This is a genomic window from Streptococcus sp. Marseille-Q8145, from assembly GCF_965112035.1.
Map to the genome: position 1 here is coordinate 188,500 of NZ_CBCOPQ010000002.1, position 24,761 is coordinate 213,260.

A 24,761-nucleotide genomic window follows, 5' to 3' on the forward strand; every position below is an offset into this window, starting at 1 on the left:
TAAATGAAAAATAAACAAAATAATGGTTTTATAAAAAATCCTTTTCTCTATATTCTAATTATTGTAGTCCTTGTTACAGGTTTTCAGTATTTCTTTACAGGAAGTGCGACAGGCCGTAGTCAGCAAATCAACTACAGCCAATTAGTGAAAGAAATCCAAAATAATAATGTTACAGAGATGAGCTACCAGCCAAATGGTAGTATTATCGAGGTATCGGGTACTTACAAAAAACCTAAAGAATCAAAAGATACGACAGGAATCCTGTTTTTCAGTCCGGAAATCTCAAAAGTTAGCAGATTTACTAGTGTTGTTTTGCCATCAGATACAACAGTTTCTGATTTGCAAAAGCTAGCTGCTGAGCATGAGACAGAAGTGACTATTAAGCGTGAAAGCTCCAGTGGAATGTGGATTAATCTTTTGATCTCCTTGGTTCCATTTATCATCATCGCTTTCATCTTTATGTCTATGATGAATCAAGGCGGTGGCGGTGCTCGTGGTGCTATGAATTTTGGACGTAACAAAGCTCGTGCGGCCAATAAAGAAGATATCAAAGTACGCTTTTCAGATGTCGCTGGTGCAGAAGAGGAAAAACAAGAACTTGTTGAAGTTGTTGAATTCCTGAAAGATCCAAAACGTTATACTAAGCTGGGTGCTCGTATTCCGGCAGGTGTTCTTTTGGAAGGCCCTCCGGGGACTGGTAAGACCTTGCTTGCCAAGGCAGTTGCTGGTGAAGCAGGTGTTCCTTTCTTCAGCATCTCAGGTTCTGACTTTGTTGAAATGTTTGTCGGTGTCGGAGCAAGCCGTGTTCGTTCTCTATTTGAAGATGCGAAAAAAGCGGCTCCTGCTATTATCTTCATCGATGAAATTGATGCCGTCGGTCGTCAGCGTGGTGTTGGCCTCGGTGGCGGTAATGATGAACGTGAACAAACCCTCAATCAGCTCTTGATTGAAATGGATGGTTTTGAAGGCAATGAAGGAATCATTATCATTGCGGCTACTAACCGTTCGGATGTTCTTGATCCAGCTCTTCTACGTCCAGGTCGTTTTGACAGAAAAGTTTTAGTTGGTCGCCCTGATGTGAAAGGTCGGGAAGCTATTCTTCGCGTTCATGCTAAGAATAAACCGCTAGCTAAAAATGTTGATTTGAAACTAGTTGCTCAGCAAACACCTGGCTTTGTTGGTGCTGATTTGGAAAACGTCTTGAATGAAGCAGCTCTAGTTGCAGCTCGTCGTAACAAAAAAGTCATCGATGCCGATGATATTGATGAAGCAGAAGACAGAGTAATCGCAGGACCGTCTAAGAAAGATAAAACCGTTTCAGAGCGCGATCGTCAGATTGTCGCTTACCATGAAGCGGGGCATACGATTGTCGGACTTGTTTTGTCCAATGCGCGTGTCGTACACAAGGTAACCATTGTGCCTCGTGGTCGTGCTGGTGGATATATGATTGCCCTGCCTAAAGAAGACCAAATGCTTCTTTCTAAAGAAGATATGAAAGAGCAATTGGCTGGTCTCATGGGTGGTCGTGTAGCTGAAGAGATTATCTTTAATGTCCAAACTACAGGAGCTTCCAATGACTTTGAACAAGCTACACAGATGGCGCGTGCAATGGTCACTGAATACGGTATGAGTGAAAAACTTGGCCCAGTCCAATACGAAGGTAACCATGCTATGTTTGGTGCACAAAGTCCTCAAAAATCAATTTCAGAACAAACAGCCTATGAGATTGATGAGGAAGTACGTTCATTATTAAATGAAGCACGAAACAAAGCAGCTGAGATTATTCAAGCAAATCGTGAAACCCACAAGTTGATTGCTGAAGCGCTCCTTAAATATGAAACGCTTGATAGCACCCAAATTAAATCTCTCTATGAAACAGGTCATATGCCAGAAGAGTCTGAAAAAGACTTGGAACGAGAAGCACATGCCCTTTCCTATGATGAAATAAAATCCAAAATGGAAGAAAATTAAGAGATGCTTTTCTTATTAAATAGCTTGATTACTAATTGTGTAATCAAGCTATTTTTTTATTCTTTAAAACCTAACATGTCATAAAAAGTCCCTGAGATGTCATAAATATTTTCGTTGATTACCAGTTAGGGTATAAAATAGACAGGATAGGGACAGGAGGCCTGAGAGAAGAGTTTTTCTTGTAGAATCATATTATCAAAGAAAAAGGAGATAACATGAACTTCAAGGAACGCTATGAGAAAGTGCAGTGGATCGTCCGGCGCTGTGCACGGGATTATTATGTACATTTATGGGAAAACAGTGACTGGGAACAAGAGGGTATGCTGGTTTATCACCAGCTGGAAGAAAGTCATCCAGATATCAGTCAAGATGAAAGCCGCCTCTATCGCTACTTCAAGACAAAATTTCGGAATCATATTCATGACATTCTTCGAAAGCAAGAGAGCCAAAAACGCCGCTTCGATCGTCAATGCTATGAGGAAGTCAGTACCATTAGTCATAGACTGAGCAAGCGCGAACTAGCCTTAGATGATTTAGTCGCTCTTCGAAGTTCGTTAGCAGCCTACACTTCCAAGTTAGACAAAGAACAACTAGAGTTATACCACCGCTTACTAGGCGGCGAACGTTTTAAGGGGCGTAAAAGACTGTTGCGAGAGTTAGAGGAATATTTAATAGACTTTAGCAGCACGGTGATATAGAGAATAAGGGAGAGGGAAGAAGAGGTTACCTTTCCCTTTTAGTTATTGATTTATCAGTGATATTGATTGTGTTAGGAAATAAAATTGAAAAAAAGATAAAAAAATTTCAAAAAAGTGTTGACAAGGTAATGGATAGGTGATATACTGATATAGTTGTCGCTTGAGAGAGCGATAAAGACCTTTGAAAACTGAACAAGACGAACCAATGTGCAGGGCGCTACAACAAATGTTGTAGTACTGAACAAAGAAAAAACAATAAATCTGTCAGTGACAGAAATGAGTGAGAACTCAAACTTTTAATGAGAGTTTGATCCTGGCTCAGGACGAACGCTGGCGGCGTGCCTAATACATGCAAGTAGAACGCTGAAGGAGGAGCTTGCTCTTCTGGATGAGTTGCGAACGGGTGAGTAACGCGTAGGTAACCTGCCTGGTAGCGGGGGATAACTATTGGAAACGATAGCTAATACCGCATAACATTGACTATTGCATGATAGTCAATTGAAAGGTGCAAATGCACCACTACCAGATGGACCTGCGTTGTATTAGCTAGTTGGTGGGGTAACGGCTCACCAAGGCGACGATACATAGCCGACCTGAGAGGGTGATCGGCCACACTGGGACTGAGACACGGCCCAGACTCCTACGGGAGGCAGCAGTAGGGAATCTTCGGCAATGGACGGAAGTCTGACCGAGCAACGCCGCGTGAGTGAAGAAGGTTTTCGGATCGTAAAGCTCTGTTGTAAGAGAAGAACGAGTGTGAGAGTGGAAAGTTCACACTGTGACGGTATCTTACCAGAAAGGGACGGCTAACTACGTGCCAGCAGCCGCGGTAATACGTAGGTCCCGAGCGTTGTCCGGATTTATTGGGCGTAAAGCGAGCGCAGGCGGTTAGATAAGTCTGAAGTTAAAGGCTGTGGCTTAACCATAGTACGCTTTGGAAACTGTTTAACTTGAGTGCAGAAGGGGAGAGTGGAATTCCATGTGTAGCGGTGAAATGCGTAGATATATGGAGGAACACCGGTGGCGAAAGCGGCTCTCTGGTCTGTAACTGACGCTGAGGCTCGAAAGCGTGGGGAGCAAACAGGATTAGATACCCTGGTAGTCCACGCCGTAAACGATGAGTGCTAGGTGTTGGGTCCTTTCCGGGACTCAGTGCCGCAGCTAACGCATTAAGCACTCCGCCTGGGGAGTACGACCGCAAGGTTGAAACTCAAAGGAATTGACGGGGGCCCGCACAAGCGGTGGAGCATGTGGTTTAATTCGAAGCAACGCGAAGAACCTTACCAGGTCTTGACATCCCGGTGCCCGTCCTAGAGATAGGATTTTGCTTCGGCACACCGGTGACAGGTGGTGCATGGTTGTCGTCAGCTCGTGTCGTGAGATGTTGGGTTAAGTCCCGCAACGAGCGCAACCCTTATTGTTAGTTGCCATCATTTAGTTGGGCACTCTAGCGAGACTGCCGGTAATAAACCGGAGGAAGGTGGGGATGACGTCAAATCATCATGCCCCTTATGACCTGGGCTACACACGTGCTACAATGGCTGGTACAACGAGTTGCAAGTCGGTGACGGCAAGCTAATCTCTTAAAGCCAGTCTCAGTTCGGATTGTAGGCTGCAACTCGCCTACATGAAGTCGGAATCGCTAGTAATCGCGGATCAGCACGCCGCGGTGAATACGTTCCCGGGCCTTGTACACACCGCCCGTCACACCACGAGAGTTTGTAACACCCGAAGTCGGTGAGGTAACCTTTTAGGAGCCAGCCGCCTAAGGTGGGATAGATGATTGGGGTGAAGTCGTAACAAGGTAGCCGTATCGGAAGGTGCGGCTGGATCACCTCCTTTCTAAGGAAAAACGGAAGCCATTGGTCGTCATGTTTAGTTTTGAGAGGTCTTGTGGGGCCTTAGCTCAGCTGGGAGAGCGCCTGCTTTGCACGCAGGAGGTCAGCGGTTCGATCCCGCTAGGCTCCATTAGGATAGTGATAACTATTCTAAACTTGTCCATTGAAAATTGAATAACTATATCAAATAGTAACAAGAAAATAAACCGAAACGCTGTGAATATTAATGAGTTTAAGACTGAAAGGTCAAAAATAAGGTTAAGTTAGTAAGGGCGCACGGTGGATGCCTTGGCACTAGGAGCCGATGAAGGACGTGACAAACGACGAAATGCCTCGGGGAGCTGTAAGTAAGCGCAGATCCGGGGATGTCCGAATGGGGGAACCCAACAGGTACTACCTGTTACCCATCTCTGTTAAGGAGATGAGGAGGAAGACGCAGTGAACTGAAACATCTAAGTAGCTGCAGGAAGAGAAAGCAAAAGCGATTGCCTTAGTAGCGGCGAGCGAAACGGCAGGAGGGCAAACCGAAGAGTTTACTCTTCGGGGTTGTAGGACTGCAATGTGGACTCAGATTTTATAGAAGAATGACATGGGAAGGTCAGCCAAAGAGAGTAAGAGCCTCGTATTTTAAATAGAATCTGTACCTAGCAGAATCCTGAGTACGGCGGGACACGTGAAATCCCGTCGGAATCTGGGAGGACCATCTCCCAACCCTAAATACTCCCTAGTGACCGATAGTGAACCAGTACCGTGAGGGAAAGGTGAAAAGTACCCCGGAAGGGGAGTGAAATAGAACCTGAAACCGTGTGCCTACAACAAGTTCGAGCCCGTTAATGGGTGAGAGCGTGCCTTTTGTAGAATGAACCGGCGAGTTACGTTATGATGCGAGGTTAAGTTGAAGAGACGGAGCCGTAGGGAAACCGAGTCTGAATAGGGCGTCTTAGTATCATGATGTAGACCCGAAACCATGTGACCTACCCATGAGCAGGTTGAAGGTGCGGTAAAACGCACTGGAGGACCGAACCAGGGCACGTTGAAAAGTGCTTGGATGACTTGTGGGTAGCGGAGAAATTCCAAACGAACTTGGAGATAGCTGGTTCTCTCCGAAATAGCTTTAGGGCTAGCGTCGACATAGAGATTCTTGGAGGTAGAGCACTGTTTGGGTGAGGGGTCCATCCCGGATTACCAATCTCAGATAAACTCCGAATGCCAATGAATTATGGTCGGCAGTCAGACTGCGAGTGCTAAGATCCGTAGTCGAAAGGGAAACAGCCCAGACCACCAGCTAAGGTCCCAAAATAATTGTTAAGTGGAAAAGGATGTGGGGTTGCACAGACAACTAGGATGTTAGCTTAGAAGCAGCTATTCATTCAAAGAGTGCGTAATAGCTCACTAGTCGAGTGACCCTGCGCCGAAAATGTACCGGGGCTAAAACAATTTACCGAAGCTGTGGATACCTTTATAGGTATGGTAGGAGAGCGTTCTATGTGTGGCGAAGGTGTACCGTGAGGAGCGCTGGAACGCATAGAAGTGAGAATGCCGGTATGAGTAGCGAAAGATGGGTGAGAATCCCATCCACCGTAAGACTAAGGTTTCCAGGGGAAGGCTCGTCCGCCCTGGGTTAGTCGGGACCTAAGGAGAGACCGAAAGGTGTATCCGATGGACAACAGGTTGATATTCCTGTACTAGAGTATGAAGTGATGGAGGGACGCAGTAGGCTAACTCGTGCGTACGAATGGATGTACGTCTAAGCAGTGAGGCGTGGTATGAGTCAAATGCTTATACCTGTAACGTTGAGCTGTGATGGGGAGCGAAGTTTAGTAGCGAGTGAGTGATGTCACACTGCCAAGAAAAGCTTCTAGCGTTGTATCATACTCTACCCGTACCGCAAACCGACACAGGTAGTCGAGGCGAGTAGCCTCAGGTGAGCGAGAGAACTCTCGTTAAGGAACTCGGCAAAATGACCCCGTAACTTCGGGAGAAGGGGTGCTGACATAGGTCAGCCGCAGTGAATAGGCCCAAGCAACTGTTTATCAAAAACACAGCTCTCTGCTAAATCGTAAGATGATGTATAGGGGGTGACGCCTGCCCGGTGCTGGAAGGTTAAGAGGAGTGCTTAGCGGTAACGCGAAGGTATGAATTGAAGCCCCAGTAAACGGCGGCCGTAACTATAACGGTCCTAAGGTAGCGAAATTCCTTGTCGGGTAAGTTCCGACCCGCACGAAAGGCGTAATGATTTGGGCACTGTCTCAACGAGAGACTCGGTGAAATTTTAGTACCTGTGAAGATGCAGGTTACCCGCGACAGGACGGAAAGACCCCATGGAGCTTTACTGCAGTTTGATATTGAGTGTCTGTGCCACATGTACAGGATAGGTAGGAGCCTATGAGATCGGGACGCCAGTTTCGATGGAGGCGTTGTTGGGATACTACCCTTGTGTTATGGCCACTCTAACCCGGATAGGTGATCCCTATCGGAGACAGTGTCTGACGGGCAGTTTGACTGGGGCGGTCGCCTCCTAAAAGGTAACGGAGGCGCCCAAAGGTTCCCTCAGACTGGTTGGAAATCAGTCGCAGAGTGTAAAGGTATAAGGGAGCTTGACTGCGAGAGCTACAACTCGAGCAGGGACGAAAGTCGGGCTTAGTGATCCGGTGGTTCCGCATGGAAGGGCCATCGCTCAACGGATAAAAGCTACCCTGGGGATAACAGGCTTATCTCCCCCAAGAGTTCACATCGACGGGGAGGTTTGGCACCTCGATGTCGGCTCGTCGCATCCTGGGGCTGTAGTCGGTCCCAAGGGTTGGGCTGTTCGCCCATTAAAGCGGCACGCGAGCTGGGTTCAGAACGTCGTGAGACAGTTCGGTCCCTATCCGTCGCGGGCGTAGGAAATTTGAGAGGATCTGCTCCTAGTACGAGAGGACCAGAGTGGACTTACCGCTGGTGTACCAGTTGTCTCGCCAGAGGCATCGCTGGGTAGCTATGTAGGGAAGGGATAAACGCTGAAAGCATCTAAGTGTGAAACCCACCTCAAGATGAGATTTCCCATAACGCAAGTTAGTAAGAGCCCTGAGAGAAGATCAGGTAGATAGGTTAGGAGTGGAAGTGTGGCGACACATGTAGCGGACTAATACTAATAGCTCGAGGACTTATCCAATTTTCATTGAGCGCAGCTTTTGGCAAGTATTGTGAGGTTTGAGTAGTTATTCAATTTTGAGTTGACAAGGCAATAAGATATTGCAAGTTAATTCAACGAGTTAAGTGACGATAGCCTAGGAGATACACCTGTACCCATGCCGAACACAGAAGTTAAGCCCTAGAACGCCGGAAGTAGTTGGGGGTTGCCCCCTGTGAGATATGGTAGTCGCTTAGCAGGATAGGAAGTCGGAGTACTTCCTTTTTGGGAGTTTAGCTCAGCTGGGAGAGCATCTGCCTTACAAGCAGAGGGTCAGCGGTTCGATCCCGTTAACTCCCATATAGGTCCCGTAGTGTAGCGGTTATCACGTCGCCCTGTCACGGCGAAGATCGCGGGTTCGATTCCCGTCGGGACCGTTGAAATTGTTAGACAGTTTCAAGAAGAAAGACTCGTTAGCTCAGTTGGTAGAGCATTTGACTTTTAATCAAAGGGTCACTGGTTCGAGCCCAGTACGGGTCATAAGCGCGGGTTTGGCGGAATTGGCAGACGCACCAGATTTAGGATCTGGCGCTTTAGGGCGTGGGGGTTCAAGTCCCTTAACCCGCATAGAAATATAAATGAGCCGGCTTAGCTCAGTTGGTAGAGCATCTGATTTGTAATCAGAGGGTCGCGTGTTCAAGTCATGTAGCCGGCATTTTTTTTGGATAGAGATGCGAACGTAGTTCAGTGGTAGAACACCACCTTGCCAAGGTGGGGGTCGCGGGTTCGAATCCCGTCGTTCGCTTTGAGGCCGGGGTGGCGGAACTGGCAGACGCACAGGACTTAAAATCCTGCGATTGGTAACGATCGTACCGGTTCGATTCCGGTCCTCGGCATAGCGGATATGCGACAGGGCACCCTTAGCTCAACTGGATAGAGTACCTGACTACGAATCAGGCGGTTAGAGGTTCGACTCCTCTAGGGTGCATAAGAAAGTTTTGACTTTTTTATGTGTTTTTGTTATAATTGATTATCGTGATATAGAGCACCCTTAGCTCAACTGGATAGAGTACCTGACTACGAATCAGGCGGTTAGAGGTTCGACTCCTCTAGGGTGCATGAAGGGAAACGAGGTCATATGACTCCGTTTTTACTTATGATCGGGAAGTAGCTCAGCTTGGTAGAGTACTTGGTTTGGGACCAAGGTGTCGCAGGTTCGAATCCTGTCTTCCCGATATCTGGCGGTGTAGCTCAGCTGGCTAGAGCGTCCGGTTCATACCCGGGAGGTCGGGGGTTCGATCCCCTTCGCCGCTATAACGATCTTGTTGGACCTTTAGCTCAGCTGGTTAGAGCTCTCGGCTCATAACCGAGTGGTCGTAGGTTCAAGTCCTACAAGGTCCATAATGAATATCTTGGAGGATTACCCAAGTCCGGCTGAAGGGAACGGTCTTGAAAACCGTCAGGCGTGTAAAAGCGTGCGTGGGTTCGAATCCCACATCCTCCTTAGATTAGAATATCGCGGGATGGAGCAGCTAGGTAGCTCGTCGGGCTCATAACCCGAAGGTCGTAGGTTCAAATCCTGCTCCCGCAATTTGGCTCGGTAGCTCAGTTGGTAGAGCAATGGATTGAAGCTCCATGTGTCGGCGGTTCGATTCCGTCTCGCGCCATACCATTATCTAAGATGCGGGTGTAGTTTAGTGGTAAAACTACAGCCTTCCAAGCTGTTGTCGCGAGTTCGATTCTCGTCACCCGCTTTGAACAGAAGTTCATACCAAGTTTTTATAACTTGGGCGCGTAGCTCAGGTGGTTAGAGCGCACGCCTGATAAGCGTGAGGTCGGTGGTTCGAGTCCACTCGTGCCCATTAAGTATATTGGAGAATTACTCAAGAGGCTGAAGAGGACGGTTTGCTAAATCGTTAGGTCGGGTAACTGGCGCGGGGGTTCGAATCCCCCATTCTCCGTAAATAAGGGAGTTTAGCATTTGCTATCTCCTTTTCTTGTTTTATAATGTTTTTATTTTGTAGAATTGTTTTTATTGTTTATTTGAACTTGCTTTGTTGACTTGTTATAGTCTGTTCTGGATTTATATAAGTGTAGGGATTTATTGGTTGCGGAGATTGGAATGAATAAATTAAAGATGTCTAAATTTTTGATTTCTATTTTGCTATTGGGAGTTGTTATGATAAGCTTGATGCTTTCCCCTCTTTCACCATGGATTGTTTCTGTGACTGGTGATTTTTTGTCCAGTGTTGATCGGGTAGTTGCTATTCCTTTTAACTATTTTGCTAAGGAAAAGAAAAAGGTTGTTCAGTTAATAGAGACCTATCAAGAAAATGAGACCCTAAAAGGAACAATTTACAATCTTGAAGAGAAGGCAAATAATTCTGATGCCTTAAAATTGGAGAATGAACAGTTGCGTTCCCTATTAGAACTACGAAATAATGATCAAAGTGCTGTCAAGATTGCGGCAGAAGTTATTTCTCGCTCTCCATCTACTTGGAAGAATGAATTAACTCTTGATAAGGGACAGTCAAGCGATGTGACAACCTCTATGCTGGCGATTTCTAACGGCGGTTTAATTGGGGCAGTTAGTAGTGTGTCCGACTCTTCAAGTATTGTTAGTCTGCTTACAAATGAAAAGAATGATAGTTCTATTGCCATTAAAATTCAGACAAAGACTGGCTTTGCCTATGGCATCATTGTTGGTTTTGACACTGAAAAGTCAGCTTTTATCGTCAGCCAGCTAAATACGCTGGACGGAATTGAAGAAGGAGCAACTGTAACGACAAGTGGTCTCGGCTCTTATAATGCTGAGAATGTCTTGGTTGGTCAAGTTTTATCAATGTCAGCTGGTAAGGACCAATTAAACAAAGAAGTTTTGGTGAAGCCTGCTGCGGATTTGTCTGATATTCAAGCGGTTCTGTTGGTGAGAAATTAGTATGAAAATTCTAAGAGGAACTTTTTTTACAACTTTGTTTTTATTTCTGTTCTTCTTCATTGATGGTCAATTATCAAGAAGTCTTGTAGATCTATTTGCTGAGAAGTGGCATCCAGCAAGTCATATTTTATTGTTTTTTACGGTTTTCTTGTTTTTAAACTTTTCAAAGGAATATATTTTTTTCCTTTTCTTTACTCTAGGTCTTTTTTACGATGTTTATTATCTACATGTGATTGGGCTTTTCACCTTCATCTTGCCTCTACTGACAGTTGTCATTTATCATTTTCTTTCTGTATTTTTGCTAAATCGCTGGACACGCGTTTTGGCCATTATTACGATTGTTTTCTTTTTTGAAATGATCAGCTTTGTTTCTGCATCATTCTTGCACCTAGCGAGCTTTACATTCCCTGATTTTATTATCTATGCTTTGGTGCCAACTTTAGTATTTAATGCCTTTCTTTTCCTATTGTTACAGCCTTTGTTTGAAAAAGTCTATTTATGATGAATTAGAAATAGAAATGTAACGAATGCGTAATATATAGCCAGAATTTTTTTGATATACTATATAATGTCTTAGTAAGAAGGAGTGTTAATATTTTTATGAAGAAAAAGCTACTTACATCAGTTTTATTAAGTGCGGTGATCCTTTCTCAAGGTGCTGCGCTAGTAAATGTTAAGGCTGATAGTACAGATGATAAAATTGCAGCTCAAAATAGTAAAATTGATAGTTTAACCAATCAACAAAAAGCGGCACAAGCACAAGTTGATGAAATTCAAAAACAAGTTTCAGCTATTCAAAAGCAACAAGAAGTGCTTCAAGCAGAAAATGAAAAATTGAATGCTGAATCTGCGAAACTTACTGCTGAAATTGAAGAGTTATCAAAGAATATTGTTGCTCGTAATGAGTCTCTTGCAAACCAAGCGCGTAGTACTCAAACAAGTGGCACAGCAACAAGCTATATCAACACAATCATCAACTCTGCTTCAATCACTGAAGCTATCTCTCGTGTAGCAGCGATGAGCGAAATCGTTTCGGCTAACAACAAAATGCTGGAACAACAAAAAGAAGATAAAGAAAAGATTGCTGAAAAACAAGTTGCTAACAATGAAGCTATCAATACAGTCATTGCAAACCAACAAAAACTTGCAGACGATGCTCAAACGTTGACAACTAAGCAGTCTGAACTCAAGGTTGCTCAACTGAACCTTGCAGCTGAAAAAGCAACTGCTGAAAATGAGAAAAATAGTCTCTTAGAGCAAAAAGCGGCAGCTGAAAAAGCGGCAGCTGAGGCAGCGGCGGCAGAAGCAGCATATAAGAACCAGCAACAAGCGCAACAACAAGCAATCCTTGCTTCAGGAAATACAAGCTTCGCAGCACAAGTTCAAGCTGTAAATAATACAGGTGGAGCTCCTGCAGCAGAAGCAGCGGTTGCTACATCAGGAGTTGTTGCAACTCCATCATATAGCCTTTCAGCATCAACTTATCCTGTAGGTCAATGTACTTGGGGTGCTAAGACTTTGGCACCATGGGCTGGCGACTACTGGGGTAATGGTGGCCAATGGGCAGCTAGTGCAGCAGCAGCAGGCTTCCGTACAGGATCACAACCACAAGTTGGAGCGATTGCATGTTGGAACGACGGTGGCTACGGACACGTTGCCGTTGTAACAGCAGTTCAATCTGCTAACAACATTCAAGTATCAGAAGCAAACTATGCTGGTAACCAATCACTCGGTAATCACCGTGGATGGTTTGACCCAACAAATGCACAAGGATACGTAACATACATCTATCCAAACTAATGAAATATGAAGGAGAACGACTTTTCGTTCTCCCTTTTATTTTTTATTGAAAAATTGCTGGAAAAGCGTTACAATGGTAGGTAGGAAAAATGTAATTGGTTACAATAAAAGACGATTTAGAATCTGGAGGGAATCATGTCTTTTTCTGATTTAAAGCTCTTTGCTCTTTCTTCTAATCAAGAATTAGCGCAGCGTGTTGCAAAGGAGATTGGGATGCCGCTTGGGAAATCAACGGTTCGTCAATTTTCTGACGGGGAAATTCAAGTAAATATCGAAGAATCGATCCGTGGAAAGCACGTTTTTATCTTGCAGTCAACTAGCTCACCTGTCAATGACAATCTAATGGAAATTTTGATCATGGTGGATGCCTTGAAGCGGGCTAGTGCTGAGTCTATCAACGTAGTGATGCCTTACTATGGCTACGCTAGACAGGACCGAAAAGCTCGTGCTCGTGAGCCAATTACATCTAAATTAGTGGCTAATCTAATGGAGATTGCTGGGGTAGATCGCCTATTGACCATTGATTTGCATGCTGCTCAGATCCAAGGTTTCTTTGACATTCCTGTCGACCATTTGATGGGAGCGCCTTTGATTGCTGATTATTTTGAGCGTCGAGGCATGGTGGGTAGCGATTATGTGGTAGTCAGTCCAGACCACGGTGGTGTCAGCCGCGCTCGTAAGTTGGCAGAATTTCTCAAGACTTCAATTGCAATTATCGACAAACGTCGCAGCGTTGATAAGATGAATACCAGTGAAGTCATGAATATCATTGGTAAGGTGGAAGGTAAGACCTGTATTCTGATAGATGATATGATTGATACAGCGGGAACTATTTGTCATGCGGCAGACGCTTTGGCAGCGTCCGGTGCTGTGGAAGTCTATGCGAGCTGTACTCACCCAGTCTTGTCGGGACCAGCTATGGAAAATATCCAAAAATCCGCTATCAAAAAACTTGTGGTTTTAGATACCATCTATCTTTCAGAGGACAGACTAATCGATAAGATTGAGCAGATTTCTATCGCTCATCTCTTGGCAGAAGCCATCGTTCGAATCCATGAAAAACGTCCGCTTTCGCCCCTTTTTGAAAGACATAATATATAAGGATTGTGGAGTATTAGAGATTTAGCAACTTGCTAAATCTCTTTCTTATTCCTATTTGTAATAAAATTTTGCTGTAGTACTGCATTTATAGTATAATAGTTCTATTAGATTATCGGAGGCGGCTATGGATTTGACTAAGAAGTTTAATAAGAATTTAGATAAAATTGAAGTGTCTCTGATTCGTCAGTTTGACCAGTCCATTTCTACGATTCCAGGTGTTTTGCGGCTGACCTTGGGGGAGCCAGACTTTCCGACACCGGATCATATCAAGGAGGCGGCCAAGGCAGCCATTGATGCCAACCAAAGCCACTATACAGGTATGAGTGGGCTTTTGGAGCTGCGGCAGGCTGCGGCTGACTTTGTCAAGGAGAAGTACCATCTGAACTATCGTCCAGAAGATGAAGTCTTAGTCACTATTGGGGCAACTGAAGCCCTGTCTGCGACTCTGACGGCTATTCTGGAAGAGGGCGACAAGGTCTTGCTACCAGCGCCAGCTTATCCAGGCTATGAGCCGATTGTCAATTTGGTTGGGGCGGAGATTGTCGAGATTGATACGACAGAAAACAATTTTGTTTTGACTCCTGAAATGCTGGAGCAGGCTATCTTGGCGCAAGGTGACAAGCTCAAGGCAGTTATTCTCAACTATCCGGCCAATCCGACTGGCGTGACCTATTCGAGGGCGCAGATTGAGGCTTTGGCAGCAGTATTGAGCAAGTATGAAGTTTTTGTCGTCTGCGATGAGGTTTATTCTGAATTGACTTATACGGAGCAGGGGCACGTTTCTCTAGCAGAATATTTGCCTGAGCAGACCATCGTCATCAATGGCTTATCCAAGTCTCATGCTATGACGGGCTGGCGACTAGGTTTTATCTTTGCTCCTGCTGCTTTTACGGCTCAATTGATCAAGAGCCATCAGTATCTGGTGACAGCAGCCAATACCATGGCTCAATACGCAGCTATTGAGGCTTTGACGGCTGGTAAGGATGATGCCCAACCCATGAAGGCGGAATACGTTCAGCGGCGGGATTACATTATTGAACAGATGACAGAGCTGGGTTATCAGATTATCAAGCCAGACGGTGCTTTCTATATTTTTGCCAAGATTCCAGCAGGCTACAATCAAGATTCTTTTGCCTTTTTGCAGGATTTTGCTGAGAAGAAGGCTGTGGCCTTTATCCCAGGAGCGGCCTTCGGCCAGTACGGAGAGGGCTATATCCGTCTGTCTTATGCAGCTAGTATGGAAACCATCAAGGAAGCTCTGAAACGGCTCAAGGAGTACATGGAAGACCATGCTTAGACCGTTAACGAGCAAGAGTTTGATTCTCTATAATCGGAATTTCCGGGAAGATGATAAGCTGGTCAAGATCTTTACGGAACAGGCTGGCAAGCGAATGTTTTTCGTGAAACATGCTGGAAAATCTAAGTTGGCACCAGTCATCCAGCCTCTGACTGCGGCAGAACTTTTGATGAAAATCAATGACGATGGACTCAGTTATATCGAAGATTACCAAGCTGTGGAAAGTTACGGTCAAATCAAGGGCGATCTCTTTGTCATGGCCTATGCCAGCTATGTGGCAGCCCTAGCAGATGCTAGTATTCAGGACAATCAGCCAGATCCAGCCCTCTTTGCTTTTTTGCAAAAGACACTGAATTTGATGAATCAAGGGCTGGATTATGAGGTTTTGACAAATATTTTTGAAATTCAGATTTTATCTCGCTTTGGCGTTTCTCTGAATTTCCATGACTGTGTTTTTTGCCATCGGACAGGTCTGCCTTTTGATTTTTCCTTTCAATATGGCGGGGTGCTCTGCCCAGAGCATTATCACAAGGATACTCATCGCAGTCATCTTAATCCCAATATTCCTTTTTTGCTCAATCAGTTTCAGGCGGTTCAGTTTAGTGAGCTGGAGACGATTTCGCTCAGCCCTGAGATCAAGCGACAGATCAGGGACTTTATAGATCAAGTTTATGATGAATACGTGGGTATTCATCTCAAATCAAAGAAATTTATCGACTCTCTGGGCGACTGGGGCAGTATTTTACAAGACAAACATGAGGAAGAACAGCATGAAAAAAATAGCTATTGATGCCATGGGCGGAGACAATGCCCCTCAGGCTTTGGTCGAAGGTGCTAATCAGGCTCTGAGAGACTTCTCGGATATTGAGCTTGTGCTCTATGGGGATGAGGCCAAGATTAAACCTCTATTGACAGCGACAGAGCGCGTCAGCATCGTCCATACGGATGAAAAGATTGATTCGGATGATGAGCCGACCAAGGCTATTCGCAAGAAGAAGCAGGCTAGCATGGTTTTGGCAGCTAAGGCAGTCAAGGATGGCGAAGCAGATGCAGTCCTGTCTGCTGGTAATACGGGAGCGCTTTTGGCGGCGGGCTTCTTTATCGTCGGACGGATCAAAAATATTGACCGACCGGGTCTTTTATCCACTTTACCGACTGTGGATGGTCGCGGTTTTGATATGCTGGATCTGGGGGCAAATGCTGAAAATACCCCTCACCATCTGCATCAATATGCTATCCTAGGTTCTTTTTATGCGGAAAATGTTCGTGGCATTAAGCGGCCACGGGTTGGTTTGCTCAATAATGGCACTGAAGCCAGCAAGGGAGACCCTCTGCGTAAGGAAACCTATGCACTGTTGTCGGCGGATGACAAGCTGAACTTCATCGGCAATGTAGAGGCGCGTGACCTTATGGATGGAGTGGCAGATGTTGTCGTGGCAGATGGCTTTACGGGCAATGCTGTGCTCAAATCTATCGAAGGAACCGCCATTAGCATCCTAGGCCAGCTCAAAAAGGCTGTGCTAGGCGGAGGTCTTAAGGCTAAGCTAGGAGCTTTGTTGCTCAAAGACAGCCTACAGGAAATGCGCAAGAGTCTGGACTATTCCAGTGCCGGTGGGGCCGTTCTCTTTGGTCTCAAGGCGCCAGTGGTCAAGACACACGGTTCAAGTGATGCTAAGGCCGTATATAGCACCATTCGTCAGATCCGAACCATGCTGGAGACAGATGTTGTCGGAAAATCTGTGGTGGAATTTTCAAAAGAGGTGGATACAGAATGAATCAAGAACAAATTTTTCAAAAAGTAACAGAAATTATCCAAGAACGTCAAGGAAAGGACTTTGTTGTCCAGCCAACTTTGGGCTTAAAAGATGATTTAGGCGCTGATTCTGTTGACTTAATGGAATTCATCCTGACTTTAGAGGATGAGTTTGCGATTGAAATTTCAGATGAGGATGTTGATCGCTTTGAAAATGTCGCAGATATTGTTGCCTATTTGGAAAAGAAACTAGCGAAGTAAGAAATGGCTTCGATTTGAACAGATGAAAAACCTTGGTTGATAAAACCAAGGTTTTTTTGGTAAATTTATTTTGGATAAATATAGCTGACAGCTCCTTGACCGGCGGCGTAAGGATTGAACCAGCCACGGAAGTTGCCAATATACTGTTTACCTGCATAGTTGGATTCTTTGATTTGGATGCGGGTATTGGATTCGACATGAGTGACAACACCAACATGCCCATAGCCGCCATCGGTCCAGCAGATGATGGCTCCGACTTGTGGAGTGCTTCCTGTTCGGAAACCAGCTGCGCGTGCGCTAGCTGCCCATTGGCCACCGTTGCCCCAGTAAGGACCAGCCCAAGGAGCCAGTACTTTTGCTCCCCAAGTACATTGACCATGAGGATAAGAGGATGCTCCTGCATAATCAGGTGTGTAGAGAGTTGGCTCAGGTGTGGTTGGTTTATCAACCTGATAGCTAGTACCTGTAAGTCCAGTCATCTGTCCATTGAGATTGCGGTAAACATGGGTATGGAAGAGTCCGTTTCCAGCATGCTGTTGCGTATTGATGGTGAATTTATACAAGCCATTGCCCACTTTGTTAGCAGTGTACCATTTGATGTCATCCTGTCCGTTGACCTCTGACCAAGTTGGTAGAGAAATGGTTCCTGGTCCGAAAGCATCGGAAACGGTTACTTCGTAATTGTAGGTAGAAATTTTATTGACAGAGACCTTGGCTTTGATATTTTCAGCAGAGAGGGTGACGCTGTCTGTCGCATAGCTATGCTCGCTACCATCTTTGTACTTAACGTAGATATGATTGGTGTAGCTTCCAGATAAGGCTTGGTGGTTGCGGATATTGAATTGTGCAGTAAAAGTCCCATCTCCATTGTTACTTGCCTCATACCACTTGATATTGCTTTGATTCTGGGTACTCCAAATAGGGACGCGGACGGATTGAATTGGCTTAGATGCTGCAGTTTCGGTTACTTTTACAGTGTAGGTTCCCTCTTCCTGATTGATATTTTCAACAGAGAAAAGCGGTTTTTGGTCTTTTTGAGAAGGAATCTTGCCAGCATCTATTGTAGTAGTCGCTCCTGCCAAACATGTAAAGGCTGGATTGACATAGCTTTCGCCATAGAGATGAATATGATAAGTTCCCGTATCGTAATTGTGTTTCTTCAGCTCGACTCTAACGCTATAACTGCCGTCAGGATTTTTCCTTGCCTGATACCATTGTAAATCATCTTGCCCCTTATTTTCAGACCAGGTTGGGACAGTGACCTTATACATGGATTCAGGAATATTTTTGATAAGGATTTCCATAATGCCGGGTTCAGGGAAGCTTGTCTGAATGATCGGATTAGGCTTTTCTAGATGGAAAGTGGTGCCCGATTGGTAAATCATTTTGCCATTTTTATTTTCATAAGTATCTACGAAATATTTTCCATAACCTTTGTGCTTAGAAAAGTTAAATTCAGTACTCTCTTGCCCAGCTTCATACCAATTAAGATCATCGCCACCATTTTCATCAGACCAAACTGCATGGACAATTTTTGAGTTCCCTTGGTCTTTATTTCGCGTAAAATTGATTCGGCCGATTTGTCCAGATGTTGTGACGCTTGTCTTGCTAGCAGGCTTATTAACAGTGAAGGTAGTGCCATTCAAGCCAATCATTTTACCGTTAATATTGATGTAAGTATGAACATGGAAGGTGCCGTATCCAGCGTGCTGCCGGAGGTCAATGGCTGTGCTGGATGTCTGAGGTGTGGTGTACCATTTCAAATCATCCTGCCCATTTTCGTCGGACCAGACTGCGTGGGAAATGGTATAGGGAACTTGAGCCTTGGAGCGGGCATAATGAATCTGCGCCGTATCCCCAGTAACATTGACGGTTACATTGCTGGCACGATCAGTGGGGCCTAGAACTTTGTTTCCAGCTTCAGTTGATGCAACAGCTTGAGCCGTTGAATGACTGGCAAATAGCCCAAGGACTGCTCCGGATAATAAAAACAGCTTCTGATATTTTTTCATAAATCTCCTTTGAATAAGTAATTTGGATGATTCCATTTAGATTATTCGGGAAAAAATATAAAAAAAGAAAAATTTTAAAAGATGATGATAGTTGAATTTCTAATTTATTTTAGTTTTATGAAATTTTTGCTGCTTGAAATAAAGGGATGAAATAGTCAAAACACCAAAAATAATATAGGTAGATTTTATTTGTCAGAGATGGATATCCCTAACAAAAGTAGATTATTTCTCTTCTTTTCCTACTTAGAATAGAATAAAACGAACGATTGTGATATAATTTAGATAAATAATTCGTAAAAATATCGATGATTTTTACGTGATGTGTTGGCTTGGTGCGTAAGCACCTGTGATATTGGACATTGAGGTATCTTAGCTATGAAGCTTTTGGTTGTTGGTTCGGGCGGTCGTGAACATGCGATTGCCAAGAAGTTGTTGGAGTCTCAGGATGTGGAGCAGGTCTTTGTCGCACCTGGAAATGATGGCATGACCTTGGATGGGTTGGATTTAGTAAACATTGGAATTTCCGAACATTCTAAGTTGATTGAATTTGCAAAGGCCAACGATATTGCTTGGACCTTCGTTGGCCCAGATGATGCCCTTGCTGCTGGAATCGTGGATGATTTTAACCAAGCTGGGCTCAAGGCTTTTGGTCCGACCAAGGCTGCGGCTGAGCTGGAATGGTCCAAGGATTTCGCCAAGGAAATTATGGTCAAATACGGCGTTCCGACAGCAGCCTATGGCACATTTTCCGACTTTGAGAAGGCTAAGGCCTATATCGAAGAAAAAGGTGCTCCAATCGTAGTTAAAGCGGATGGCTTGGCGCTCGGGAAAGGTGTCGTCGTAGCCGAGACTGTGGACCAGGCAGTCGAAGCAGCCCACGAGATGCTCTTAGACAATAAATTCGGTGACAGCGGTGCGCGTGTGGTTATCGAAGAGTTCCTAGACGGTGAGGAGTTCTCCCTCTTTGCCTTTGTCAATGGTGACAAGTTCTACATTATGCCGACCGCTCAGGATCACAAGCGTGCCTACGATGGTGACAAGGGTCCTAATACTGGTGGGATGGGTGCCTATGCGCCAGTCCCTCACTTGTCACAGAGTGTGGTTGACACAGCGGTTGACACTATTGTCAAGCCAGTCCTTGAGGGCATGATCCAGGAAGATCGCCCGTATCTTGGTGTTCTTTATGCAGGGCTTATCTTGACAGCAGACGGGCCTAAGGTCATTGAGTTCAACGCTCGCTTTGGAGATCCTGAAACTCAGATTATCCTGCCCCGCCTGACTTCTGACTTTGCACAAAATATCACTGATATTCTCGATGGTAAGGAGCCGAACATCACTTGGACCGACAAGGGCGTGACTCTGGGTGTGGTTGTCGCGTCAAATGGCTACCCGCTAGATTATAAAAAGGGCGTTGAGCTGCCAGCCAAAACCGATGGCGACATCATCACCTACTATGCAGGGGCTAAGTTTGCGGAAAATAGCAGAGCACTGCTATCAAACGGTGGACGTGTCTATATGCTCGTCACCACTGCTGATACCGTCAAAGAAGCCCAAGATACCATCTACAAGGAACTCGACAAACAAAACACAGAAGGCCTCTTCTACCGAACAGATATCGGAAGCAAGGCTATAAAGTAAAAGTATAAAAATAACGCGACGAAGTCGCCAAATACGATAATGGTCGCCGTGGTGAAAAGACCATAACAGTGAATGTTCTGGTCAGGGGGAAACTTTGAGACCTTAGGCTCAAAGTTTAGGAATGAAACCGAAGGTTTGCTTCCGTCCCCACCACCTAAGACCATTATCAAAAAGAAGAAAAAGGAAAAATTATGACTAAACCAGTAATTTCCATCATCATGGGTTCCAAATCCGACTGGGCTACCATGCAAAAAACCGCCGAAGTGCTAGACCGCTTTGGTGTAGCCTACGAAAAAAAGGTTGTCTCTGCCCACCGCACGCCGGATCTCATGTTTCAGCACGCCGAAGAAGCACGTAGCCGTGGGATTAAAGTCATCATTGCTGGTGCTGGTGGTGCCGCTCATTTGCCAGGAATGGTAGCGGCTAAAACGACTTTGCCTGTCATCGGTGTACCGGTCAAATCACGCGCGCTCAGCGGTCTGGACTCGCTTTATTCGATTGTTCAGATGCCGGGTGGTGTGCCTGTAGCAACTATGGCCATTGGGGAAGCAGGAGCGACCAACGCTGCCCTGACTGCCCTGCGAATCTTGGCCATTGAAGACCAAGACCTAGCAGCAGCGCTAGCGGATTTTGCTGAAGAACAAGGAAAAATCGCTGAGGAGTCTAGCAATGAGCTCATCTAAAACAATCGGAATCATCGGTGGCGGCCAGCTAGGTCAAATGATGGCCATTTCTGCTATCTACATGGGGCACAAGGTCATCGCGCTGGATCCTGCGGCGGATTGCCCAGCCTCTCGCGTGGCAGAGATTATCGTAGCGCCTTATAACGATGTGGATGCCCTCCGTCAGTTGGCTGAGCGTTGCGATGTCCTCACCTATGAGTTTGAAAATGTTGATGCTGATGGTTTGGATGCTGTCATTAAGGATGGTCAGCTCCCTCAAGGAACGGACCTGCTCCGCATTTCTCAAAATCGGATTTTTGAAAAGGACTTTCTCGCAAACAAGGCCCAAGTCACCGTGGCACCCTACAAGGTCGTGACTTCTAGCCAAGACTTGGCAGATATCGACTTGTCGAAAAACTATATCCTCAAGACTGCGACTGGTGGCTACGATGGGCATGGACAAAAGATTATTCGCTCGGAAGCAGACTTGGAAGAAGCCCGTACGCTAGCCGATTCAGCAGACTGTGTCTTGGAAGAGTTTGTCAACTTCGACCTTGAAATTTCTGTCATCGTGTCAGGGAATGGTAAGGATGTGACGGTTTTCCCTGTTCAGGAAAATATCCACCGCAACAATATCCTGTCTAAGACGATTGTGCCAGCCCGAATTTCAGCTAGTCTGGCTGATAAGGCCCAAGCTATGGCGGTGCGAATCGCAGAACAGCTCAAGCTGTCTGGAACTCTTTGTGTGGAAATGTTTGCGACGGCTGATGACATCATCGTCAATGAGATTGCCCCACGGCCACACAACTCTGGGCACTACTCAATCGAAGCCTGCGACTTTTCTCAGTTTGACACCCATATTCTCGGTGTTCTGGGAGCACCATTGCCAGCTATCCACCTGCATGCGCCAGCCGTTATGCTCAATGTTCTCGGCCAGCATGTCGAGACCGCTGAAAAGTATGTTGCAGAAAATCCAAGCGCCCACCTCCACCTGTATGGTAAAATAGAAGCGAAGCACAACCGCAAAATGGGACATGTGACTGTGTTTAGTGATGCGCCGGATAGTGTGGTTGAGTTTGGGGAGGGGATTGATTTTTGAAATGACAGAAGAATTTGATGAATTGCTAGATGATGAAATAACGACCGTAACACTGACTTATACGGACGATTTGATTGTTCCAGAGATTGCGGATAGAGAGGGGATTCATATTTTAGAGAGAGCTGGCAATCAGCTAGTCTTAGAATATTCTTGTTCCGTGAAGGAAGTTAAGGATTATCTGAGTAGTTACGGCCTGCCTAGACATCCTGAGAGAATTTCATTTGAATTTTCTATACATGAAGACTTAGAAAATGATAATCTTTAAAGCTAAATGGAGACCAGTTTATGATTCAAATCATCGTTAATGCTTTTGTTGAAAAGGATAAGACTGGAGCTGTTGTAGAAGTCTTGTTTGCTAGTAGCAATCACGAAAAAGTGAAAGCCAAATATCAGGAATTAAAGATTCAATATCCAGACAATTATCTGGCTATCTATGATTTGCCATTGGATACAGATCTGAGTAGCTTGCCGCACTATCCGTCGGTGGCGATAAGCAAGGAGGAGTTTGATTAGCCTATGAAAACTATCGGTCTGATTGGTGGTATGAGTTGGGAGAGTACCACATCTTACTACCAAATCATCAACGAAACCATCAAAAAAGAGATGGGTGGTCTGCATTCTGCTAAAATTCTGCTTTACAGTGTTGATTTTGCAGAGATTGAGCATTATCAAGCAGTCGGGGACTGGGAGAAAAGCGGTCAACTGTTGGCAGATGTTGCTCAGCGCTTAGAGCAAGCTGGTGCGGCTTTCATCGTTATTTGTACCAACACCATGCACAAGGTTGCTCCGCAGATACAAGAGCAGATTACGATTCCAATCTTGCATATTGCACAAGCAACTGCGCAGGCCTTGTTGACTGACGGCATTCAAAAAGTCGGCCTCCTGGGGACCAAGTACACCATGACTCAAGATTTTTACAAGGAGAAATTAATAGAGTCTGGGTTAGAAGTGCTGATTCCAGACCAAGCTGGCATTACAGAGGTCAATCGGATCATTTATGACGAACTCTGTCTAGGAGATATCAAAGAAAGCTCAAAGCAGGCTTATCTTGCTGTTATAGATGATTTGAAAGAAGCTGGCGCTGAAGCTGTTATCTTGGGTTGTACCGAGATTGGTCTCCTCGTCAAGCAATCCGACACTGACTTGCCTCTCTACGACACAACGGTAATCCATGCAGAGAAAGCCGCGGAGTGGGCGGTGAATAAATGATTACAGAAGACAAGCACAACCGTAAGGTAGGTCATGTAACTTTGTTTAGTGATGTGCCGGATGAGGTTGAGGAGTTTGGGAATTGAAACAGTTCTTATTTGGATGTTATTATATCTCATCTTAATAGTCCTGTTTTCTTTAGTAAAGAGATTGACCTAAAAGTTGAGTAATTACTATTATAAGGAATAGATTTTGAATGGAAAATAATTCTTTAGATTTTAGATTGATAAATAATTTGTTGTTACCATCGATTAACTATGTATCTAAAAAAGATTTGAAAAAAAAAGATTTTTTAAGCATTTTATACGGAATTCTTTTTTTAATATTTACATGCATACTTGTAGTGGTAGTTTATCAGCAGTTAAAACCGTTTATTTTACAGACGGCAGTATCATTTGCTAATTTATACTTTATAACAGATGCAATATTTTCAGGGAAGAAAGAGTTTCTACAATATGTACCATCAACTCAGAATGTACATTCTGTCATATTATCGTCTGATATAATTTTTGATAAGTTATCTTTACTTTTTAATATGTTAATTTTTATGATATTATCGTTGGTTATAATGTTAATTTTTAAGAAACAAAATTTTTTGTCGAGAGCAATTATTATAATCTTAACAATTCTAATTTATACCCTAATCTTTGAAGTTTATTTTCAAGCAACGTTAATTATTATTTTATTTGGTATTTTAATTATTTTTCATCCTATTGGAGATGGTAAATATTATACTGTTGTGCAATATTTTAATTATCTTGAAGAAATTCTTTACAATTGGTGGGGGGGTCGCACAAAAAATAAAAAGAGTGGAAAGAAAATCATATTTTTAATTATTCTTTCCATAACTATGAGCTATTGTCTGTTTAAATTATTTCCAGTTTTAGGGGTAGGTTTTCCTTTACTTCTAACTTTATTAGTAGTATTTATTATATGGGTCTATACTGGAAGTGCTAGCAAAGAAATAAAATTATTAAAAAAATATTTATTTATAGTATATTTTTGGATTTACTTTAATTGGGAATTTAGAAATTGGTTCTGATGTTTTAAAAGTACCAGTATTATTTATTACTTTATTCTTTGCATTAGATCGGATTATTGCATTGTCAAAAGAAATGAAGGAAATAATTATTGAAAAAAGTATATTGTATTACTATGAATATGAAAATATAGAAAAATTACTTTTAATAAAAGAACTAATAAATATTGAGATTCTGCATGAAGTAGATGTGTCTGAATTGGAGTTGGCAAAACAAATAGCTATTAGAATTAAATTGGGTCTCTACCAAGAAGTGCTAAAGTTATCAGATATTTATATAAAAGAGAGTTTAAAAACTATCGTCACTTTGTAGAAGGAAATATTTTTTACTAA

The 24,761-nt window shown here is 44.2% G+C and carries 19 protein-coding genes, 19 tRNA genes and 3 rRNA genes; 40 read left to right on the forward strand and 1 reads right to left on the reverse strand.

Annotated elements, in window-relative coordinates; translation table 11 throughout:
* The first annotated feature begins 3 nt into the window (after positions 1 to 3).
* The 32 genes from ftsH (at position 4) to ACWPVL_RS04390 (ending at position 16,769) form a co-directional block, all read left to right on the forward strand.
* Complete coding sequence (gene ftsH, locus ACWPVL_RS04235) at positions 4 to 1,971, forward strand: ATP-dependent zinc metalloprotease FtsH (RefSeq protein WP_048765822.1); 1,968 nt, start codon at positions 4 to 6, stop codon at positions 1,969 to 1,971.
* A 215-nt stretch (positions 1,972 to 2,186) separates the two neighbouring features.
* On the forward strand, positions 2,187 to 2,669 hold the full coding sequence (locus tag ACWPVL_RS04240; RefSeq protein WP_454387149.1) for a sigma-70 family RNA polymerase sigma factor: 483 nt from the start codon (positions 2,187 to 2,189) through the stop codon (positions 2,667 to 2,669).
* Between the two features lie 295 nt (positions 2,670 to 2,964).
* Positions 2,965 to 4,511: ribosomal RNA gene (locus ACWPVL_RS04245) — 16S ribosomal RNA — on the forward strand.
* 53 nt (positions 4,512 to 4,564) lie between these two features.
* A tRNA-Ala gene (locus ACWPVL_RS04250) sits at positions 4,565 to 4,637 on the forward strand.
* Positions 4,638 to 4,763: 126 nt separating this feature from the next.
* Positions 4,764 to 7,661 (forward strand): 23S ribosomal RNA (locus ACWPVL_RS04255).
* Positions 7,662 to 7,761: 100 nt separating this feature from the next.
* Positions 7,762 to 7,877 (forward strand): 5S ribosomal RNA (gene rrf / locus ACWPVL_RS04260).
* The 16S, 23S and 5S rRNA genes sit together here with 19 tRNA genes alongside, the layout of an rRNA operon.
* Positions 7,878 to 7,906: 29 nt before the next feature.
* Positions 7,907 to 7,979, forward strand: a tRNA-Val gene (locus ACWPVL_RS04265).
* A 4-nt stretch (positions 7,980 to 7,983) separates the two neighbouring features.
* Positions 7,984 to 8,056, forward strand: a tRNA-Asp gene (locus ACWPVL_RS04270).
* Between the two features lie 30 nt (positions 8,057 to 8,086).
* Positions 8,087 to 8,159 (forward strand) — tRNA-Lys (locus ACWPVL_RS04275).
* A gap of 5 nt (positions 8,160 to 8,164) precedes the next feature.
* A tRNA-Leu gene (locus tag ACWPVL_RS04280) sits at positions 8,165 to 8,246 on the forward strand.
* A 15-nt stretch (positions 8,247 to 8,261) separates the two neighbouring features.
* A tRNA-Thr gene (locus ACWPVL_RS04285) sits at positions 8,262 to 8,334 on the forward strand.
* 18 nt (positions 8,335 to 8,352) lie between these two features.
* Positions 8,353 to 8,424: transfer RNA gene (locus ACWPVL_RS04290), tRNA-Gly, on the forward strand.
* Between the two features lie 5 nt (positions 8,425 to 8,429).
* Positions 8,430 to 8,515 (forward strand) — tRNA-Leu (locus tag ACWPVL_RS04295).
* A gap of 18 nt (positions 8,516 to 8,533) precedes the next feature.
* Positions 8,534 to 8,607: transfer RNA gene (locus ACWPVL_RS04300), tRNA-Arg, on the forward strand.
* Between the two features lie 57 nt (positions 8,608 to 8,664).
* Positions 8,665 to 8,738, forward strand: a tRNA-Arg gene (locus tag ACWPVL_RS04305).
* Positions 8,739 to 8,780: 42 nt separating this feature from the next.
* Positions 8,781 to 8,854: transfer RNA gene (locus ACWPVL_RS04310), tRNA-Pro, on the forward strand.
* Positions 8,855 to 8,859: 5 nt separating this feature from the next.
* Positions 8,860 to 8,933, forward strand: a tRNA-Met gene (locus tag ACWPVL_RS04315).
* 13 nt (positions 8,934 to 8,946) lie between these two features.
* Positions 8,947 to 9,020 (forward strand) — tRNA-Ile (locus ACWPVL_RS04320).
* A gap of 13 nt (positions 9,021 to 9,033) precedes the next feature.
* Positions 9,034 to 9,123 (forward strand) — tRNA-Ser (locus ACWPVL_RS04325).
* A gap of 13 nt (positions 9,124 to 9,136) precedes the next feature.
* Positions 9,137 to 9,210: transfer RNA gene (locus ACWPVL_RS04330), tRNA-Met, on the forward strand.
* Between the two features lie 3 nt (positions 9,211 to 9,213).
* Positions 9,214 to 9,286: transfer RNA gene (locus ACWPVL_RS04335), tRNA-Phe, on the forward strand.
* Between the two features lie 16 nt (positions 9,287 to 9,302).
* Positions 9,303 to 9,373: transfer RNA gene (locus ACWPVL_RS04340), tRNA-Gly, on the forward strand.
* A gap of 34 nt (positions 9,374 to 9,407) precedes the next feature.
* Positions 9,408 to 9,481: transfer RNA gene (locus tag ACWPVL_RS04345), tRNA-Ile, on the forward strand.
* 11 nt (positions 9,482 to 9,492) lie between these two features.
* Positions 9,493 to 9,580 (forward strand) — tRNA-Ser (locus ACWPVL_RS04350).
* A 161-nt stretch (positions 9,581 to 9,741) separates the two neighbouring features.
* Positions 9,742 to 10,557: a rod shape-determining protein MreC gene (mreC, locus tag ACWPVL_RS04355; RefSeq protein WP_454387151.1), complete on the forward strand. Its 816-nt coding sequence runs from the start codon at positions 9,742 to 9,744 to the stop codon at positions 10,555 to 10,557.
* 1 nt (position 10,558) lies between these two features.
* Positions 10,559 to 11,059 (forward strand): rod shape-determining protein MreD, encoded by a 501-nt coding sequence (mreD, locus tag ACWPVL_RS04360; RefSeq protein ID WP_454387153.1) that lies wholly within the window; start codon positions 10,559 to 10,561, stop codon positions 11,057 to 11,059.
* Between the two features lie 98 nt (positions 11,060 to 11,157).
* Positions 11,158 to 12,357: a peptidoglycan hydrolase PcsB gene (gene pcsB, locus ACWPVL_RS04365; RefSeq protein WP_454387155.1), complete on the forward strand. Its 1,200-nt coding sequence runs from the start codon at positions 11,158 to 11,160 to the stop codon at positions 12,355 to 12,357.
* 135 nt (positions 12,358 to 12,492) lie between these two features.
* Positions 12,493 to 13,458 carry a ribose-phosphate diphosphokinase gene (locus tag ACWPVL_RS04370; RefSeq protein ID WP_061909808.1) on the forward strand — a complete coding sequence of 322 codons (966 nt, stop codon included), beginning with the start codon at positions 12,493 to 12,495 and terminating at the stop codon, positions 13,456 to 13,458.
* A 124-nt stretch (positions 13,459 to 13,582) separates the two neighbouring features.
* Positions 13,583 to 14,755, forward strand: a complete 1,173-nt coding sequence (locus ACWPVL_RS04375; RefSeq protein WP_454387157.1) for a pyridoxal phosphate-dependent aminotransferase — start codon at positions 13,583 to 13,585, stop codon at positions 14,753 to 14,755.
* Positions 14,748 to 15,545: a DNA repair protein RecO gene (recO, locus tag ACWPVL_RS04380; RefSeq protein ID WP_454387159.1), complete on the forward strand. Its 798-nt coding sequence runs from the start codon at positions 14,748 to 14,750 to the stop codon at positions 15,543 to 15,545. Before ACWPVL_RS04375 ends, recO begins: the two co-directional genes overlap by 8 nt.
* Positions 15,526 to 16,530 (forward strand): phosphate acyltransferase PlsX, encoded by a 1,005-nt coding sequence (gene plsX / locus ACWPVL_RS04385; protein WP_125380046.1) that lies wholly within the window; start codon positions 15,526 to 15,528, stop codon positions 16,528 to 16,530. The genes recO and plsX overlap by 20 nt, the downstream gene beginning before the upstream one ends.
* A complete protein-coding gene (locus tag ACWPVL_RS04390) occupies positions 16,527 to 16,769 on the forward strand; it encodes an acyl carrier protein (RefSeq protein ID WP_005591354.1) in 243 nt (80 codons plus the stop codon). Before plsX ends, ACWPVL_RS04390 begins: the two co-directional genes overlap by 4 nt.
* Before the next feature lie 65 nt (positions 16,770 to 16,834).
* On the opposite strand, the gene ACWPVL_RS04395 is transcribed toward ACWPVL_RS04390, so the two are convergent.
* Positions 16,835 to 18,781 carry a GBS Bsp-like repeat-containing protein gene (locus ACWPVL_RS04395; protein WP_454387162.1) on the reverse strand — a complete coding sequence of 649 codons (1,947 nt, stop codon included), beginning with the start codon at positions 18,779 to 18,781 and terminating at the stop codon, positions 16,835 to 16,837.
* A gap of 375 nt (positions 18,782 to 19,156) precedes the next feature.
* Between ACWPVL_RS04395 and purD the strand changes: the two genes are divergently transcribed.
* The 8 genes from purD (at position 19,157) to ACWPVL_RS04435 (ending at position 24,741) form a co-directional block, all read left to right on the forward strand.
* Entirely contained in the window at positions 19,157 to 20,419 is a 1,263-nt protein-coding gene (purD, locus tag ACWPVL_RS04400) for a phosphoribosylamine--glycine ligase (protein ID WP_454387164.1), read from the forward strand.
* A 191-nt stretch (positions 20,420 to 20,610) separates the two neighbouring features.
* Positions 20,611 to 21,102: a 5-(carboxyamino)imidazole ribonucleotide mutase gene (purE, locus tag ACWPVL_RS04405; RefSeq protein WP_454387166.1), complete on the forward strand. Its 492-nt coding sequence runs from the start codon at positions 20,611 to 20,613 to the stop codon at positions 21,100 to 21,102.
* On the forward strand, positions 21,089 to 22,180 hold the full coding sequence (gene purK / locus ACWPVL_RS04410) for a 5-(carboxyamino)imidazole ribonucleotide synthase (RefSeq protein WP_454387168.1): 1,092 nt from the start codon (positions 21,089 to 21,091) through the stop codon (positions 22,178 to 22,180). Before purE ends, purK begins: the two co-directional genes overlap by 14 nt.
* A gap of 1 nt (position 22,181) precedes the next feature.
* Entirely contained in the window at positions 22,182 to 22,445 is a 264-nt protein-coding gene (locus ACWPVL_RS04415) for a hypothetical protein (protein ID WP_414263930.1), read from the forward strand.
* Positions 22,446 to 22,465: 20 nt separating this feature from the next.
* Positions 22,466 to 22,693: a phosphoribosylaminoimidazole carboxylase gene (locus tag ACWPVL_RS04420; RefSeq protein WP_148878354.1), complete on the forward strand. Its 228-nt coding sequence runs from the start codon at positions 22,466 to 22,468 to the stop codon at positions 22,691 to 22,693.
* Positions 22,694 to 22,696: 3 nt separating this feature from the next.
* Positions 22,697 to 23,389, forward strand: a complete 693-nt coding sequence (locus ACWPVL_RS04425; protein ID WP_454387171.1) for an aspartate/glutamate racemase family protein — start codon at positions 22,697 to 22,699, stop codon at positions 23,387 to 23,389.
* Positions 23,390 to 23,585: 196 nt separating this feature from the next.
* A complete protein-coding gene (locus ACWPVL_RS04430) occupies positions 23,586 to 24,431 on the forward strand; it encodes a hypothetical protein (protein ID WP_454387173.1) in 846 nt (281 codons plus the stop codon).
* 61 nt (positions 24,432 to 24,492) lie between these two features.
* On the forward strand, positions 24,493 to 24,741 hold the full coding sequence (locus tag ACWPVL_RS04435) for a hypothetical protein (RefSeq protein WP_454387175.1): 249 nt from the start codon (positions 24,493 to 24,495) through the stop codon (positions 24,739 to 24,741).
* Positions 24,742 to 24,761 lie beyond the last annotated feature (20 nt).